The organism is Faecalimonas nexilis, assembly GCF_059731825.1.
Genome location: NZ_AP029189.1, coordinates 3,065,235 through 3,082,516 on the forward strand (window position 1 = coordinate 3,065,235; position 17,282 = coordinate 3,082,516).

General features: G+C 40.9%; 9 protein-coding genes. 1 reads left to right on the top strand and 8 read right to left on the bottom strand.

The features are described 5' to 3' along the window. Positions 1 to 4: 4 nt before the first annotated feature. The 4 genes from smpB to eno form a co-directional block, all read right to left on the bottom strand. The gene (smpB, locus tag AC6I5B_RS15375; RefSeq protein WP_004614892.1) at positions 5 to 472 is read right to left on the bottom strand and encodes an SsrA-binding protein SmpB; all 468 of its coding nucleotides are present in this window, start codon (positions 470 to 472) and stop codon (positions 5 to 7) included. Next, positions 438 to 2,606: a ribonuclease R gene (gene rnr, locus AC6I5B_RS15380; protein ID WP_497773440.1), complete on the bottom strand. Its 2,169-nt coding sequence runs from the start codon at positions 2,604 to 2,606 to the stop codon at positions 438 to 440. The genes smpB and rnr overlap by 35 nt, the downstream gene beginning before the upstream one ends. A 112-nt stretch (positions 2,607 to 2,718) precedes the next feature. Further along, complete coding sequence (secG, locus tag AC6I5B_RS15385; protein WP_022251032.1) at positions 2,719 to 2,961, bottom strand: preprotein translocase subunit SecG; 243 nt, start codon at positions 2,959 to 2,961, stop codon at positions 2,719 to 2,721. 114 nt (positions 2,962 to 3,075) lie between these two features. Next, a complete protein-coding gene (eno, locus tag AC6I5B_RS15390; protein WP_004614895.1) occupies positions 3,076 to 4,380 on the bottom strand; it encodes a phosphopyruvate hydratase in 1,305 nt (434 codons plus the stop codon). Between the two features lie 121 nt (positions 4,381 to 4,501). On the opposite strand from eno, the gene AC6I5B_RS15395 reads away from it, so the two are divergent. Next, entirely contained in the window at positions 4,502 to 5,344 is an 843-nt protein-coding gene (locus AC6I5B_RS15395) for a YitT family protein (RefSeq protein ID WP_004614896.1), read from the top strand. Between the two features lie 424 nt (positions 5,345 to 5,768). On the opposite strand, the gene glmM is transcribed toward AC6I5B_RS15395, so the two are convergent. The 4 genes from glmM to AC6I5B_RS15415 form a co-directional block, all read right to left on the bottom strand. Beyond that, positions 5,769 to 7,115, bottom strand: coding sequence for a phosphoglucosamine mutase (glmM, locus tag AC6I5B_RS15400; RefSeq protein WP_022251031.1), 1,347 nt, complete (start codon positions 7,113 to 7,115; stop codon positions 5,769 to 5,771). 179 nt (positions 7,116 to 7,294) lie between these two features. After that, complete coding sequence (locus AC6I5B_RS15405; protein ID WP_497773441.1) at positions 7,295 to 15,115, bottom strand: glycoside hydrolase family 2 TIM barrel-domain containing protein; 7,821 nt, start codon at positions 15,113 to 15,115, stop codon at positions 7,295 to 7,297. A 193-nt stretch (positions 15,116 to 15,308) separates the two neighbouring features. After that, positions 15,309 to 16,484: a phosphoribosylaminoimidazolecarboxamide formyltransferase gene (locus AC6I5B_RS15410; RefSeq protein WP_004614901.1), complete on the bottom strand. Its 1,176-nt coding sequence runs from the start codon at positions 16,482 to 16,484 to the stop codon at positions 15,309 to 15,311. An 11-nt stretch (positions 16,485 to 16,495) separates the two neighbouring features. Beyond that, positions 16,496 to 17,209 carry an IMP cyclohydrolase gene (locus AC6I5B_RS15415; protein WP_044988320.1) on the bottom strand — a complete coding sequence of 238 codons (714 nt, stop codon included), beginning with the start codon at positions 17,207 to 17,209 and terminating at the stop codon, positions 16,496 to 16,498. Positions 17,210 to 17,282: the final 73 nt, after the last annotated feature.

Below are 17,282 nucleotides of genomic sequence, written 5' to 3' on the forward strand. Positions count from 1 at the left end.
CCTCCTAATCCAGATTTCTGATCTTAAAGTCTCTCTGTGCTTCTCTTTGCTGATCTTTCTTTGCAATATCGTTCCGTTTATCATAAAGTTTCTTTCCTTTTGCAAGACCGATCTCGACTTTTACAAGACTTCCTTTAAAGTACACCTTCAGCGGGACAAGCGCCATTCCCTTTTCCTTGATCTTTCCTGTAATTTTATTAATCTCTGATCTGTGAAGCAATAGCTTTCTCACCCGCAGTGGATCTTTATTGAAAATATTTCCTTTTTCATAAGGACTGATATGCATTCCATAGACAAACACTTCCTCGTTTTCAATACGGATAAATGCTTCTTTGATGCTGCATTTTCCCATGCGAAGGGACTTTACTTCAGTCCCATGCAGAGAAATCCCCGCCTCGTATGTGTCCAGTATAAAATAATCATGATATGCTTTTTTGTTATTCGCAATTAGTTTCCCCTGTTCTTTTGCCATAATCCACCTCTTCTTTTTCTACGAATTCAAAATCAATCGTCCGTTGAAGCCGATCTGTCCCTGTTGCCACAATATATACAGTCTGTCCAAGTTTGTAGACTTTCCGTGTATGCTCTCCGACCATCTCAAATCGTTCTTCTATATAATCATAATGATCATCATGCATATTAGTTACATGGACAAGACCTTCAATCGTGTTTGGCAGTTCCACATAGATTCCCCATTTGGTAATGCTTGAAATCACACCCTCGAATACTTCGCCGATATGCTCCTCCATATACTCAACTTTCTTTAACTTGATCGTCTCTCTTTCTGCCTCTTCTGCCAGACGTTCTCTCTCGCTGCACTGTTTCGTCACTTCCGGAAGAATCTTCTCGTAATGCTCACGTCGATTGTCATTCATTCTGCCTCGCAAATCTTCCTTGATGATGCGATGGATCTGCAGATCCGGATACCGCCTGATCGGCGACGTAAAGTGACAGTAATACGTTGTAGCCAAACCAAAATGTCCAGTGTTTTCCGGTGTATATTTTGCCTGCTTCATAGATCGAAGCGCCAGTCGGCTGATCAATGCCTCCTCGTTCGTCCCCTCTACTTTTGCAAGCAGCTTTTGAATCTCTTTTGGACGAACTGCATTGTTTGCAATGTGCATAGAGTGCCCAAAATTATTAATAAAAATCGCCAACTTTTGAATCTTTTCTTCATCCGGCTGTTCATGTGTCCGGTAAACAAACGGAATCTCCTGCCAAAAATAATGTTCTGCCACCGTCTCATTGGCAAGCAGCATAAAGTCTTCAATAATCTTTGTCGCCACGTTCCTGTCATATGGTTTCAGCTCAATCGGTTTTCCCTGCTCATCCAGAACCATCTTCGTCTCCGGAAAATCAAAATCAATAGAGCCTCTTTTTTTTCGCTTTTCGCGTAAAATTCCCGCTACTTTCTCCATCATCTGAAACATTGGTACAAATTCTTCATACTTTTTGCTTTCTTCCTCATCCTGTTCTTCCAGAATCTTTTTCACGCTCGTATATGTCATTCGGCGGTCGACACAAATAACTGTCTCCGCTATCTTATAGTCTACTACATTTCCCTTGTCATTGATAGTCATAATACAGCTCAATGCCAAACGATCTTCTCCTTCATTCAAAGAACAGATTCCATTAGAAAGTATATGGGGGAGCATCGGAATCACTCTGTCCACAAGATACACACTTGTACCTCTTTTGTAAGCCTCGCGATCCAGCGCGCTTTTTTCCTGTACATAGTTTGTCACATCCGCGATATGCACTCCCAGTTTATAGTTCTCTCCCTCTTTCGTCAGGGAGATTGCATCGTCCAAATCTTTTGCATCTTCTCCGTCAATCGTCACCATCTGCCAGTCACGGATATCCATTCTCCCTGCCATGTCTGCCGTACTGACATCTTTTGCCACACGCTCTGCCTGATTCAACACCTTTTCCGGAAATTCAATTGGAAGATCGTACCCTTTTACAATGGACATAATATCTGTCCCCGGATCATTGACATGCCCGATAATCTCCACAATCTTTCCTTCCGGCTTTTTATTGTCTCCCCCATATTTCGTAAGTTCCACAACTACTTTGTGTCCGGTGACTGCTCCTTTCGAGCGCTCTAACGGCACGAATACGTCCTTGATAAACCTCTGATTGTCCGGAACGACAAAGCCAAAATTTTTATTCTTCTGAAAATATCCAACAAGCCTTGTCGTACCATGTGATAAAATCCGCACAACCTTTCCTTCCCGTCTCTTTCCATCTGGTGCCGATTTGATCGTCACTTCAACCTGATCCCCATGAAAAGCTCCATTTGTATCATCTTCTGATATAAAAATATCATCGTCTTCCCCTTCTACCGTAACAAAGCCAAACCCTCTCGCATGAGCCTGATAAGTCCCTACGATACGCTTTGCCTCTCCCTTGGTATACTTCCCTTTTTTAGATACATGTACCTTGCCTTCCGCTTCCAACGAATCCATAATCGCTTTCAGTTCTTTTCTCTGATCCTTCGGTACTTGCAGTAAGATTGCAAGTTCTTTCAGCTTCATCGGCACATAAAATTCATCACAAATAAAATCATAAATTAATTTTTTTCGTCTTTCAAATGTCTGATCCATTCTCTCTCCTTTGTCTTTCTAGTCTAAAACAAGTGCTTCCTTCTGCACAGTGTAAAAAAAACACTCTTATATCAATAAGAGTGTTTCGCAAATCTCATTCGCCCGTATATGATTAAGCAAATACTTTCAAATTCAATACTGCTGCCAATACGATAAATAATACAGCTGCAAACTTCGTAGATTTTACAAGAGCGCCTTCCATAGAACGTCCTTTATTCTGTCCCCAGTAGCTTTCTGCAGCACCGCTGATTGTTCCCAGTCCTGCTGACTTTCCCTCTTGAAGTAATACGATCGCAGTCAATACGATACAATCTATTGCAAATAAAATCATCAATACTGTTTTTAAAATATCCATTTTACACACCTCCTGAATAAATAACATACTTATTTTACCATATGTTTGTTCATTCTGCAAGCGTTTCGATTGGATTTCGTATATTTTTTATTAAAAGGTTACTGTTCTGTCACCTTAAAAGCGCTTAAATGGATCTTCGTAACATGACACATTGCCAAGATGTTCTTCTATTCTAAGCAGCTGATTATATTTTGCCACACGCTCCGACCGGCAAGGTGCCCCTGTCTTAATCTGCCCCGACTGAAATGCAACAGCAATATCCGCTATGATGCTGTCCTCTGTCTCTCCCGACCGGTGGGAAATGATTGTCTTATATCCCGCATTTTTCGCCATTTCAATTGCCTCAAATGCCTCTGTCAGTGTCCCAATCTGGTTCACTTTTACAAGAATCGCATTTGCTACCTTCTGTTCAATCCCACGCGAAAGACGCTTTGTGTTAGTGACAAACAGATCATCTCCAACAAGCTGCACGTCTCTTCCAAGTCTTGTCGTCAAAAGTTCCCATCCTTCCCAGTCTTCTTCATCAAGCGGATCTTCAATAGACATGATTGGAAATTCCATAATCAGTTCCTCATAATAATCAATCATCTCCTCCACGGAACGAATTACCTGACCGCCCCGCATTTTTCCTTCTCCTTCAAATACATATTTTTTAAAATCTTTGTTGTAGAACTCTGTCGCGGCCGCATCCAATGCGATCACAATATCTTTTCTCGGCTCATATCCTGCCTTTCTTACCGCATCTACAATAAACTGTAATGCTTCTTTTGCATCTTTAAAATCAGGTGCAAATCCACCTTCATCCCCCACCGCTGTACTGTAACCCTGCTCTTTTAGCAATGCCTTTAGCGCGTGATAAATTTCTGAGCACATCCGAAGTGCCTCTCGAAAGCAACACGCACCGACCGGCATGATCATAAATTCTTGAAAATCAATCGTATTATCTGCGTGCCGTCCTCCATTTAAAATATTCATCATCGGAACCGGCATTTTTTTCGCATTGACTCCTCCAAGATAGGCATAAAGCGGAATACGCAACGCTTTTGCCGCTGTTCTCGCAGCAGCCATCGAAACCCCAAGCAACGCATTCGCCCCCATATTACTCTTGTTTTGTGTCCCATCCGTTTTTAAAAGCACTTGATCCAAATGCGCTTGATCGAATACATTCAGACCAATGACCGCCTGTGCAAGCTTTGTGTTGACATGATCCACCGCCCGTTGTACTCCGAGTCCGCCATACCTCTCCTCTCTATCTCGCAGTTCCACAGCTTCGTATTGTCCGGTAGATGCTCCTGACGGCACTGCTGCCCTCCCCAGGAACTCATCTCCCGCCAAAACTTCTACTTCTATTGTAGGATTCCCTCTGGAATCTAATATTTCTCTTGCGTATACGTCTGTAATCGCCAAATATCTGTTCATTTTTATATCCCTCCTCTTCTATTTCTATTGTTACCATATTATGCACTCTAATGCGTTGACTTTTTATGTTTCTAGCGTTACAATTCGTATGAATAGAAATAGAATACGGAGAAAACATCAAATGAAAGAAAAATCAAAATCCTTTTTCCTGTTGACTGGAAGTATATTGGTGATGGCAATCGGAATTTACTTTTTCAAATTTGCCAACAATTTCACATTCGGAGGCATTACAGGTCTTGCTGTTTTAGTTGCCAAAACAGGCGTGATGTCCGCCAGTGATTTTACCTTTATTATGAACATGCTCCTTTTACTGATTGGACTTATCGTTCTCGGTAAAACATTTGCACTGACTACTGCTTACTGTAGTATTTTACTCTCAGTGCTTTTATCATTACTGGAGCGTATTTTTCCTATGTCCCATCCGCTGACAGATCAGCCGATGCTGGAACTTGCCTTTGCAATCGCACTTCCCGCATTCAGCTCTGCTGTACTTTTTAACATTGGTTCTTCCAGTGGTGGTACAGATGTCATTGCTGCGATTTTTAAAAAATATACGAGCATCAACATCGGACGAGCATTGCTTTTGACAGATTTGGCATTTACCATTGCCGGTTTCTTTATTTTTGACATTAAAACCGGTCTATATTCTTTGCTTGGATTGTCTATTCGCTCTTTTATGATTGATAACTTTATCGAAAGTTTTAATCTTTCAAAATATTTCAATGTTGTATGCAGCCATCCCGAACCCATTTGTGACTTCATCACACATGATTTGATGAGAAGTGCAACGATTGTGGATGCTCAGGGCGCATTTTCCGGTGAACACCGCTATATTATTTTTACTGCACTGAACCGCCAGCAGGCTATTAAGCTTCGTAATTTTATTAAGCAGCAAGAGCCTGGAGCATTCATTTTGATTTCTAACACAAGCGAGATTATCGGAAAAGGATTTCATAACGTATAGGGCTATATAAATAAAGCAAGGGCGAAAAGCTTGTTTTTCTCAAGTCTTTCGCCCATCATTATCATAGAAGTTCCTTTGTATTGCAACAGCTGGGGTAGTAAAACTATTTACCACCCTAGCCGCTCTGTTTTGCCAGTAACAAAGGGATCTTGATCTCTACTTTCCAAATATGAAACAAAAACAGGCTCAAAGAGTAAAACTACCCACAAAATATAAATGGAATTTTAAATCTTTCCAAAAACATGTTGTAACTCTTGCTTTTTCATAGTTATCCTCTCCTTTAAGCAATGGTTTTCTAAATCTGTTTTTATTTTTTATATTATCACCCAACAAACAATATATCAATATATTAATTTGTTATTATGTAGAGATAATTTTAGGGAAAGCAGCTACTTCTATGAATCGCTACTTTCCCTCTTCTGACTTATCCTACAATCAGTCCTTGCTGATGCATTACCTCAACAACCTGATTTACATATTTTTCACACAGTTCATCTGTAGATGCTTCCACCATCACACGAATTACCGGCTCTGTTCCACTTTCACGTACCAAAATACGTCCATCATTTCCAAGTGCCTCCGTCACTGCTTCCACCGCCTTTATGACTTCTGCATTTTCTCTTGCTGTCTTTTTATCAGATACTCTTACATTTTTCAAAAGCTGTGGATAAATCTTCACTTCTTCTGTTAGCTTTGCAAGTGTCTGTTTCTTTTCCAGCATAACTTCCATCAACAATAACGAAGTTAAGATACCATCACCTGTTGTCGCATATTTGCTGAAAATAATATGCCCTGACTGCTCTCCTCCGAGACAATGGTTGTTCTGCACCATGTTCTCATATACATATTTATCTCCAACTGCAGTCTTTTCATATTTGATTCCAGCTTTATCACATGCTTTATATAATCCCAGGTTTGACATGATTGTCGTTACAATTGTATCATTGTTCAGTCTTCCCTGTTCTTTCAAATATTTTCCGCATACATAGAGAATAAGATCCCCATCAACTTCATTACCATTTTCATCTACCGCAAGACATCTGTCCGCATCTCCATCGTAAGCAAAACCTACATCTAATTTCTTTTCTTTCACAAACTCCTGCAATACATGAATATGTGTAGATCCACAGTTTCTATTGATGTTCGTTCCATCCGGCTCACTGTTGATCACGTATGTCTTTGCTCCCAACGCATCAAATACACTTTTCGCAATCGAAGATGCACTTCCGTTTGAACAATCAAGCCCCACACGTTTATCTTTGAAAGAACGAGTTGCCATCGCGATCAAATGTCCAATATAGCGATTTCTTCCAGCCGAATAGTCTACCGTGCGCCCAATTGCATCGCGTGTTGCGTATGGAATCTCTCCCCATGTTCCATCAATATATGACTCAATTTTTTCTTCTACTTCTGCTTCCAGTTTATGTCCTTTTGCATTGATGACTTTAATTCCATTATCATAGAAAATATTGTGGCTTGCGGAAATCATAATTCCACAATCGAAATCTTCTGTACGTGTCACATACGAAACACTCGGTGTTGTCGTTACATGCAAAAGATACACATCTGCACCGGATGCAGTAAGCCCTGCCGACAGAGCGTCCTCAAACATATAACTGCTTCTTCTTGTATCTTTTCCGATGACAACTCTCGCTTTATGTTCCTGACCATAATACCATCCTAGAAATCTACCTACTTTAAAAGCATGCTCTACTGTCAGAACCACATTTGCTTCTCCGCGAAATCCGTCTGTTCCAAAATATTTTCCCATATTAATTCCCTCCATAAATTTGGCTTATTCGCCACTTTTTTTGCACAATCAGTTTTCCAACCTTTTTTATTATATACTCATGCCATAAAATATACAACTACTTTTTTCAAAAAGGGACAGGGCTAATGTCAATTGGGGACGTAGTAAAATTCAATTTTACTACGTCCCCAATCAGTCAACTACCGTCTCTTTCTCATTGCAACTACCAGTGCGAATGCAGCTAGCATTACGGCACCTGTGGCTGCTACAGGAGCGGCATCTCTTGTCTTCGGTGAATTCTCATCTGCTTTACTTGCAGATGTTCCGCCATTACTGTTTCCTTGATTGTCTTTTTCATCATTCGAAGCAACTTTCAAGCCCTTCATTGCTGTCTTCAGTTCTTTTTCTGCATTTTTTACATCAGTCTCTGTTGCATTCTCGTCTGCAAACACTGCTTTCGCATTTGCGATTGCTGTTCTTAAGACTGTCCCGGATTCTTCTGTATATTTTTCAAAATCTGTCTTTTCTGCTTCTTTGATCAAATCATCTAACTTATCTTTATCCGGAATTAGTCTTAATCCAAAGATTGCATTCTGCAATGCATTGTATGCTGCATCGACTTCTTCCTGAGTTGCATCTTTATTTGCGAGAATCTCTCTTGCATAATCCAATGCGCCCTTGAATATTTCTCCTGTCTCAGGAGTGTATTCTTTCAATTTGTCTTCATACTTCTTAGATTTTTCTACCAGTGTCTGAAGTTTTGACTTATCTACCGGAACCTTGACAAGCTGATCCATCGCCTTATGCAATGCCTCTCTCGCTGCATCGATTTCCTCCTGCAATGCATTTGTATCTGCAAGTACAGCTTCTGCTTTTGTCAATGCATCTTCAAACACTGCCCATGATTTTTCTGTGTAAAGTTTCTCATTCAAGCCTTTTGCTGCGTCCACCAACACTTTTAATGACTCACTGTTTCCGGTGAAGTCAAGATAGTGAACCATCTGAAGCAGTTTGTCATAAGCTACATTCACTTCTTCCTGAGTTGCATCTGCTTTTCCGTAGATTGTCTCTGCCTCTGCCAAAGCCTTCTCAAATCTTTCCTTCACTACCGGAACCAAATATTTGTATTCCTCTTTGCTCTGCTGTGCTTTTGCATAGTTGATCAAATCTTCCAAATCTGCTTTCTCAATTGTTTCCTCTTTTGTCAGAGCTTCCTCTGCCGCAAGTAATTTTGTCAACATCTCATCTACTGTATTCTGAGTTGCTTCCTGTTCTTCCAAAACAGCCTCTGCTTCTTTTAATGCATCTTTCAACACTTTTACGCTTTCCTCTGTGTAGCCGTCCAGCTGCAATTTGCTGATGCGGTCCACAGCTTCTTGAAGTGCTGTGAAGTCTGCACGTTTCTGCACAGAATCCAGTGCATCCTGAAGCGCTTTTGCAGCTGCGTCAATCTGACTCTGTGTTACACTTGTCTCATCTTTTTCAAAATCTGCAACTACCTTTTCTGCTGCTGCTTTCGCTGCCTGAACTCTCTCCCATGAAGATGGAGTAACCTCTTCTTCTTTGATCTCTGCTGCTTTCGCAATCGCCTCTTTCAAAGTAGTGATATCTGCTTTTTTCACAAGTTTATTTTGTGCATCTAACAGTGCGATCTTCGCATTGTTGACTTCTTCCTGAGTAGATTCTTCCTTTTCAAGAACTGCTTTTGCTGCATTTAATGCTGTCTCGAATACTTCGTAAGAGTCCTTCGTGTAAGAATCTTTGTTTTCAACGATTTCTTTTGCGCCATCAACGACTGCTTTCAAATCACCAATGAATACAAGCTGACCTTTCGCATCTCTCAATGCATCATAAGCGTTCTTTACTTCCTCTTTTGTAGGCGCATCTTTCTGTAATACGTCCTCTGCTGCACCTAGTGCTGTCTGCATTTCTGTCCAGCCTTTTCCAAAGTAATCTGCTTCTTTCATGTCTTTACATTCATTGATCAGATTCTGTAAATTCAGCTTATCTGCTTCTGTTGCCGAATCGTCTTCTTTGACATCAAAGTCAAGCCAGAGTACAACATTTTCTGCATTCGGATCAGTTGCTTCATTCAACTGTTCTGCTGTCAATGCCTGATTAAATACCCGTACCTGCTCAAATGTGAGTTCAGATTTTCTTCCCTCTTTCTGTGGCTCGTAACCTACAGAGAATGTATTCTCACTCTTCTGAACAGATTTTTCTCCTGCTTTTTCCGTCACTGCATCATCTACATATACTTTCAATGTTTTACCATCATAAGATACGGATAATGTGTGCCATTTATCAAAGAAATCACTCGGAAGCTGTCCTGTCGTTGCCTGCAGCCATGAACTTCCATCACTGATAAATGCATCAATATGAATATCTTTTCTGTTCTTATCGTAGTAGATACGGTAAGCAAAACTGTTGTCACCCATACTTGCAATCATATTATGTTTTTCGTGCGGGTTATCTTTGTCCCATACACCTGTGTCAGTAGATTTTACGGATGCTGGAACATAAACTCTCGATGATACAGTAAACGCATTTTTGCCTGAGATAGCATCGTTTACCACTTTATTTTCATCATCTACAGAGAAGTATCCCTTCAAAGCACCCACTTCTCCCGATTCACCTTCTGTAAACTGTGCTGTGTCCGGAAGAACTGTGTCCAGTTTATTCTTGCTTGAATCAAAGATTATCTGGTCTTCCTGCTCAGGTTTTGCTGTGACAGTAATCTGAGCCTCTGCCATCAATTCTTCTTCTCCATTTACATTTTCTGCCTTCAGTACATATTCGCCTGCCTGTGCTTCTTCTGAAACTACTACTGTTGCCTTCGTGTAATCTTTCGCACTGTATTGTACTTTAACCCCATCTGCATCAAATCCGTCTGCATCTAAAACAGACCATCTTACGCTTGTCACTTTTGCATCTGCATTGTCCGGTACAAGTGTAAATTCTTTTTCATTTCCAACTTCAATTGCTGCTTTTGCCGGATCAATTTCTACCTGATAAATATTTTCTTTATCGTGGAATTGAATGTTTTCCATGTCAAGCCACAATGCCACTGCCTCATCTGTCGGTTGAACTGCTAACTGCTCGCTGTTTTGAGCTTTCACTTCCTCTGCTGAAAGCGCTCTGTTGTAAACATGAAGAGATGTAAAGTCAGCAGCTGAAGATCTTCCTGTCGACGGACATGCACCGATTGTAAGATTGTAATCAGAATGTGCCACACCCTCATTTGTGTTAGTTGCTGTTTCTTTCTTTAATTCTCCATCAGCATAGAACTGAATTTTATGTGCTTCATGGTCATATACACCGATTACCTGATGTTCTTTTCCGAGCCAGTCTGCTCTTTCATTTTCCGGAATTGCGTATTCAATACTTCTCCAGCTTCCGCCTGCATAAATATGGAAATCTAAGCTCTCTGTTCCGCGGATACGAAGTGCAAATGCATTATCGCCTTTACCTGTGAACATATTGTAGTCGCGGCTTCCTGTAGGTGTCACATTCACTTCTACGGAGAATGATGCATCTCCCTCAAAAACAGGATCCAGAACATCGTTAAATGGAACTGCGAGTTTTCCATTCATAACGACGGTCTCTCCATTCTTTTTGAATTTCGCTGAAGACTCATATGGAACTTCCAGAGCATTGTTGCTCTCATCCTGAATATAAGTTTCTTTGTTTTCTAAGGCTTTGACTGCCTCCACATATTCCTTTACTAATTTGCTTCTGTCTTTATCTTTGTTTACGATTGCAGCCTGCGCTTCTGTCATCGCATTCACATCAGCCTGTAATTCCTCTACTTCCTCTAACTGGTCATAGCTGTATGCAACGAAGGAATCAATTTTTTCAATCAATTCTGCTGCATACTCTTTGTCATAGTCTTCACGGTTAAATGAAGAAACCTGATGATAAGGTTTTGCCATCTCTGTCAATGCCTGCGCATCTGCATCTGCTTTTGCCGGAATCATTGTGAATTCCCACTCGTAAACTCGGCTGGATGGCAGCTGATACTGAGTAAGAGGTCCAGGACCACATGTAGCTCCACCTGTTCCGAGTGAACCATAGTTCACACTCAAGATCGTCTCTTTTCTTGGCGTTAATCCATATACATGATCTACCGCATTGATGTCATCCGGTGTAAAGTGAAGCGCACTTGCTTCTACTGTATCTTTCGCAGAAACTAAAAGTGCATTTTCCCCATTATCTACAGAGATCCATTTTACATATGTTAAGTTTCCAGAATCATCTACTTTCAAATATGGGAAGAAGAATTCAGATACCGTATTTTCCCAAACACCTTGTCTTCCATTTGTCTTTCTGTCGTTGAATGTTTCAACAGGTCCGTTTCCGTACCATGTTACATTCTCGTAGCCTTCCGGAAGTGTCATCATAGAACCAACACGAAGGAAATTGCCCATTCCGCTCTTTGTTGCATCCACAGACATCTTCACAGTTACTTCTCCGTTTCCGTTTACTGTGTAAACGATGGTCTCTTTCGTATTTCCTGCTGTAGGGAATACTAAATTCGCTGTAATCACCTGCTGACCTGCTTCATTCTCAACTACTGTAATCTCTTCAACGTTTATTGTTTTTGCCGCATTTGCCCAATTCCAGTCAAACGCAGTCTTATCGTTTTCTACCGTGCCTCTCCAGAAGTTCGGAGCCGGTCCTTCCTCCACAAGCATATCACCGTTATATGTATAGTTTTTCAATGTACCTGTTGCTTTTTCAATTGCAAAACTAAAATTATTTCCTGTCACATTCCAAGCTGCATCATCCTCTGCAACTGTCACTTTTTCTTCACTGATCACAGGGGCAGCCTGCTCTACTGTCACCGGAACAGAAATCTGTGACCAGGACATTTCAGCTCCTGCCTTCGCCCATTCTGTATCTTCTTTTAAAGTTACAGAAATGTTCAAATGATATTCATTTCCTGCATCAATTGTCTCAGGCATTGTAAATGGTACTGATATTTTTCCTGTAGACTGCGGAGCAACATCAACATCTTCCACTTTGCCTTCCTGAATAACAAGACCATTTTCTAACAATGACCATGATACATCATACTCATTCAGATTCTTAAAATTATTTTCATTATACACATTTACCTGGCGTACATCTAAATCTGCAACATCTGCACTGAACCAGAAATTCTGATATTGGTATTTTACTTCTGCCAGTTCCGGTTGTGGTGTACGGTCAGGACTTACAATACCATTCTGACAGAAACTGTCATCGTTTGGAGAGTCTCCCCAGTCACCGCCGTATCCATAGAATTTTCCTTTGATTTCCTCTGAATACAGGTTTGTATGAGCCTCTTCTGTTGCGTAATAATCCCATCCTGTAACCTGTGCTGTCTCATGCTCATCCGCATAATCCATCCAAAGCAGTACACTGCTGTCATCCGTTGCGATATCTGGAACTGCTTTTCTCTGTCCGTTAATTTCCTCTGCACTTAACGCTTTATTGTAAATACGTGCAATTGAAATTTCTCCGTCCACTTTTCGTCCTTTTTCCGCATCATATCCGATACCAACCGGTCTGCTGCTTGAAGCAATACTATCTTGCACCGTATTTTCTGAAAGTTTTTCTCCATCTACATAAATCTTTAAATTACCTTTGTCATATACACCGACTACTTGATGCCATTTACCTGTCCAATCCTCTGGGAATCCACAGGATGTACTCTTCCAGCTTCCGTTGTTATACACGAAGAATTCCAATCCACTTCCACTGCTCTGTGTCTTCAATGCAACCTGTGTATCTCCTTTGGAAAGAAGTACACTGTTCTGTGATGTAGATGCCGGTTTTACCATTACCTCAAACGTAAATTCTTTTCCAGTTCCTGAAAGCGCCGCATTATATTTCTCATTGTCTTCCATAACAGTGTAGCCTGAGAATGATTTACCGCCATTCAGACTTTCTTCTCCTGCATCGTTCTTCCAGTCTTCTTCGTATCCAACTGCCTCTCCGCTCACACCTGTTTTGTCTGTCATCTTATAAGTAGAACCAAGATCATTCAAATCGACCGCTCTCGCCTGATCTACCCAGTCCCAGATAAATCCGCCGAGCATATTCTCAGAACTTCTCACTGCATCCCAGTACTCTTTCAAGTTTCCAATTGAGTTTCCCATACCATGAACATACTCACACATTACATATGGAATTTTCCCTTCTCCTGCTCTTCCCTGAACGGTACCTACACTTGGATACATGTTACTTCCCATGTCTACACCCATACTGTCCGTCTGACCTTCACTGTGTACCGGTCTTGTAGGGTCATTGTCTTTGAAGTACCAGATCATATCACGGAACAAACCGTTTGAATGGTTCGCATCTGAAGTATAAACCATCTCATTTCCGATAGACCAGATTACGATCGCCGGATTATTTTTTAACCGCTCATACGCTGTCTCTGTTCGATCCATGCCAAGCTCATAGAATAATCCCATCGCATTGCTGTTTCCCATGATCGCATGACTTTCCATGTTTGTCTCGCCCATCATATACAAGCCGTATGAGTTACACAGCCAGTAAAGATAATCATCATTGCTGTAGTGAGACGTACGAATTGCATTTAAGTTATTCTGCTTCATCAATGTGACATCTTCAAGTATTGTATCCTGTGGAACCGCTTTTCCATAGAATGGGTCAGTGTCGTGACGGTTTGCACCTTTTAAAAGCAGTCTCTCGCCATTAATCTTAACTGGCTCCCATTCTTTTGTCGTCACTCTGTAATTGCTATCCACCTCTGTAGATGTGAATTCAATTTCACGGAAACCAAGCTGAGCTGAAAGTGTCTCCACTTCCTTTCCAGAAGGGTCTTTTAACGTGAGAATTAACGCATACAGATTTGGATTCTCAGCTGACCACAATTTGGGATTCTTCACTTTTTGATTTATCTCTACCGTTCCTGTCTCCGTCGATGCGACCTCAGAAACCGGAACATTGACTCCGCCTAAAATATCATTTCCGGCTTGATCAAGCGCTTTTACATCAATGCTGTATCCGTCTTGAGCCGCTGATGATAAATTTCGCACATCCACTGATAATTTCAAATTTGCAGCAGTATAGTCTGAATTCAAATCTGTCCGAACTGTGTAATCGTGAATCTGAACAAGCGGTGCACTTGTCAGATAGACATCACGAAAAATACCGCCGTCATAAATCATATCCTGATCTTCAAACCATGTTCCGTCACAGAACTTATGCACTTTCACGGCAAGAAGGTTTTCCCCCTCCTGAAGATAGTCCGTAATATCAAAGCGATGTGGACTGTAACTGTCCTCGCTGTATCCGACTTCTTTTCCATTTACGTACACATAATATGCAGATTCCACCCCCTGGAAGTTCACATATACTCTCCGGTTATCTTCCAACATTTTATCATCTACATTAAATGTTTTCCGATACAGACCAACCGGATTGTAATTTGTCGGCGCATTTGGCACAGACACATTCTGATCATATTTTGACTGCCATGGCATCTGTACGTTCGTATAGATAGAAAAGTCAAAATCGTCCCTTGTCCAGCTCTTAGGCAATTGAACAGTCTTCCATCCGTCTGCCTCGTCTTTCTGGAATTCTTTCGTCATGAATCCGTTTGCTCCCATAAATTTCTGAGCCTGTTCCTGATTTTGCACGACAGTTAAATCCCAGTCTTCTCTGTCTCCTGTGAGAAGTTTAAAATATTCCGATCCTTCTCTGGCATTATAATCCCAAACCGCCGCCGATGCAGAGGCAATATCCTGATATGGAATCAATGTTGTCGTTGCATCCTCACGATTAATTCCAAATACGTCCTCTCCAGTTACTTTTTTGCCCTCTACATCTGTGTAGTCCGTTCCTGTCCACTCTTTGTGTGTGAACTTCGTCTTATCCACATCTGCCCTAATAGATTTTGCCGGCGATAGTTTGTCGGCTGCATACATGGTCAGACTGTTTGCCGGGAGCATCGTTCCGCTCAAGGCTGCCGTTAACACAATTGCAATAATTCTTCGTCTCTTTTGCATTCCCTTCTCCTCCTTTTCAGCAATTCAACCAACAATTATTTTGCTTCAAGTTTTATTATATCGCTTTTGTATATTATTTCAAATAATATTTTGTTTTTTTGTTCTTTTTGCACAAATATTTTTTTCTAATCACATAAAAGAACAAATAAAAAACCGCAGTGGAAACACGTTCTACTGCAGCTTTTGTTTCGATTTAGTGATGGAACAGTCTGATTCCTGTAAACGCCATCGCCATATTATATTTGTCACATGTGCTGATTACATTGTCGTCACGAACGGATCCTCCCGGCTGCGCAATATATTTCACACCGCTTTTGTGAGCACGTTCGATATTATCTCCAAACGGGAAGAACGCATCTGAGCCTAATGCTACATCTTCCAGCTTATCTAACCATGCACGTTTTTCTTCTCTTGTAAATACCGGCGGTTTTACTTTGAAGATATTCTGCCATGTTCCTTCTGCAAGTACATCTTCATATTCATCTCCGATATATAAGTCAATTGAATTGTCTCTGTCTGCTCTTCCGATGCTGTCTACGAACTGAAGTCCCAGTACCTGTGGAGACTGACGAAGCCACCAGTTATCTGCTTTTTGTCCAGCAAGACGTGTACAGTGGATACGTGACTGCTGTCCGGCACCGATACCAATTGCCTGGCCATCTTTTGCATAGCATACAGAATTTGACTGTGTATATTTTAATGTAATTAAAGCAATGGCAAGGTCAATTTTTGCCTGTTCTGTAATTTCTTTATTCTCTGTCACGACATTCGATAATAATTCATCATCAATCACAAGCTCATTTCTTCCCTGCTCAAATGTAATTCCGAACACTTCTTTATGTTCGATTGGAGCCGGCTCGTAATTTGGATCGATCTCAATGATCGCATAATTTCCTTTTTTCTTCTGTTTTAAAAGTTCTAACGCTTCCGGTTCATACCCCGGTGCGATGACACCGTCTGATACCTCGCGTTTAATTAATTTTGCGGTTGCAACATCACACACATCTGACAGAGAAATAAAATCTCCGAAAGAAGACATTCTGTCCGCACCTCTTGCTCTTGCGTATGCACACGCAAGTGGTGAAAGTTCTCCCATGTCGTCTACCCAATAGATTTTTGCCAATGTCTCATCTAATGGAAGTCCAACGGCTGCTCCTGCAGGTGATACGTGTTTGAAAGAAGTTGCTGCCGGAAGTCCGGTTGCCCTCTTCAATTCTCTCACTAACTGCCAGCCGTTAAATGCATCTAAAAAGTTGATGTATCCCGGTTTTCCGCACAATACTTTGATTGGAAGTTCTCCGTTTTCCATATAGATCTTAGATGGTTTCTGATTTGGGTTACATCCGTATTTTAATTCTAATTCTTTCATCTGTCTCGCTCCTACTTATTCTTGTTTACAATCTTTGTCTCATAGTTTCCTGTTGCAATATCAATATAACGCACAAATAACGAAACTTTGTTGTCTTCATTCAGACTGTTCCAAAGCATCTCCGTAAATGCCTCCATATCGTCTAAAATCCCAACTAATTTTGGCTCACCTTCAAAACTTGGAAGCGGATTGCCATCGCATTTATATGTATGAATAAAATGTCCTTCTCCTGCTACCGGATTCTCATATGCAAATGTATAACGGTTGCATGCATCCGGATTCCCATTATTGCTTTTCAAAATGGACATTGCATAATTGTATGTTCCATTTTCAATGTGCATAATTCCGGAAATACGAGGTGTATAGTTCGGTGCATCCGGCTCAAATTCTCTGCTTCTTAAAGACTGCTCAAAAGTCAGCTGTTTATCCATTCCCTCATAAATTGTATCTGTTTGATCACCATTTGTTACAATTGTTTTGTTTCCCAAAACTCTTACTGGTGCATAAATAATTAAACTTGGATCTGTTAATTTTGAAGGGTCAAATGCCTGTGTGCGGATTCCTTCTCCCTCCTCTACGAATACACGATTTCTACTGTTCTCACTTCTTCCCATGATGAAGTACGCAGTCACTGCTTTTGTTCCGTCTGGAGTTTTTCCAATGATAATTCCACGTCCCGGATAAGCGTTTCCCTGTAATTCTTTTTCGATTGATAACATTTCCATGAATATTCTCCTTTGATTTCTGTGATAATCGTTTCTTAACTTCTTCCTTTTCATTATAACTTATAACTTCTTC